General features: G+C 65.5%; 1 protein-coding gene. It reads right to left on the bottom strand.

The features are described 5' to 3' along the window. Positions 1-172: 172 nt before the first annotated feature. Complete coding sequence (locus tag EV641_RS29060) at positions 173-1,567, bottom strand: IS1380 family transposase (protein ID WP_054811013.1); 1,395 nt, start codon at positions 1,565-1,567, stop codon at positions 173-175. Between the last annotated feature and the right edge of the window lie 121 nt (positions 1,568-1,688).

The following is a 1,688-nucleotide window of genomic DNA, read 5'->3' as shown; positions in this document are numbered from 1 at the left end:
CCTCAATCTTTCGCGCGGGTGACGCGCTGGCCTGAGCAGTTCGGATTGGACGTGGAAAACCGTGGATCCGGTGTGCTTCCACGATCGACTACCCGACACGGTCGGGTGACGCCGGGGTCCACGGCCCCAAGCTGAGCGTCCCTTTCGTCTCGATGAAGAAGATTCGTGCAGGTCACACAGGTGCAGGTAGTGCTGCAAGCCGGTTCAGACCGGCCACGAGAACATCGACACCAGGAGCCGTCGCGGCCAGCCGTAACCGAACCCGGCGGGCATGCCGGGCGATCTTCCCGGCGATCGACAGCACCCGCAACCGCAACCGTTTCGGCTCCCACCTGCGTGCAGTCGTGTCGGTCAACGCGAGCATCTGCATCCACGCGAGCAGCTCGCACGCCAGTTGCACGAGCGCCAACCAGATCCGATTCTGATCGAACCCGTGCAACGGAAAATTCTGTAGTCCGGTCGCTTTCGCTGTCCGGATCCGGTCCTCGCACCGAGCCCGACGCCGGTGCCGCAACTCCAGATCGGGCAGTTGCCCGCGGCGGGTGTTGGTCACGAACGCCGTCAGACGCAGTCCGTCACGATCGGTGAACCGCAACTGCGCACCCGGATGCGGACGCTCCTTCCTCACGATCACGCGCATGCCGTTCGGCCACGTCGACAGGTCGAGCAACCCGGTGATCTCGGTGACCCAAGCGCCGTCACGGACCTGCCCGTCCGAGTCGTAGGCCGGCGTCCATGCCTGATCAGGAACGAGATCGATCGCGGCGGCGTGGGCGTCGGTCAACCCGAATCCGACCGAATACGAGAGCCTGCGCTTGGTCAGATACTCGATCAAGGAGTGGGTGCCGCCGGCGCCGTCGATCCGGACCAGCACCTTCTTCCCGACCCGATATCCCGGATCGAACGGCAACTGCGCGAGGGCGTCCTGCACGACGGTGATGTGGTCGGCGGCGGTGTTCGAACCGGCGTTACCCGGGCGCAGGAGCATCGCGACGGGTTCACCGGTGCCGTGCTCACCGTGGTCGACGAACGCGCATAACGGATGAAACCCGTAGCCGCGTTTGAAGTTCGGGGCGGCGTGTTCTTTGTTCGAGTGCGCGGTGACGAGGGTGGCGTCGATGTCGACAACCAGCGGTGTCCGCTCGTCGATGGTGTGATCCGGTGCCGAGGAGCCGGCGGCGGTCCAGGCGTGGGCGCGGGCGGCGGTGCGGGCCCGTCCGATGGCGGCCAGTGCGATGTCGGCGTCACCCGCGAGGGTGGTGATCAGGCGGGAGACGGTCGGGTCGGAGGCCACCGTGCCGAAAAGTTCGGGCTGGGCGCGTAGTTGGTTGATGTCGGCGAGGCAGTCCCCGCCGAGCGCGAGGGAGACTGCGAGGTCGAGGAGGATCTTGCCGGGATCGTGGCGTGCCAACGGTTTCCGGAACCGGGCGAGTTCGGTCGTCAATGCCGTGGTGAGGCCGGTTTTCTCGGCGGTGCGCAACAGCAGGACGGCGCCGGCATGTGACACGATGCCGGTTCCGTTGGCCGATGCGGACACGTGTGGGTAGGGGGACGTAGACTTGCTCACCGGAATGGTGCTCCTCGAACTGGTTGAAACTCGACCCTCAGCAAGTCGAATTATCCCAGCTCAGGGCACCATTCTTTGTGTTCGACACGGCCGCTCGCTCAATCAGCACGAAAGCGCGAGG

Source organism: Rhodococcus sp. SMB37 (genome assembly GCF_004345605.1).
Taxonomy (GTDB): domain Bacteria; phylum Actinomycetota; class Actinomycetes; order Mycobacteriales; family Mycobacteriaceae; genus Rhodococcus.
This window is presented reverse-complemented; position numbering and strand designations above follow the sequence as displayed.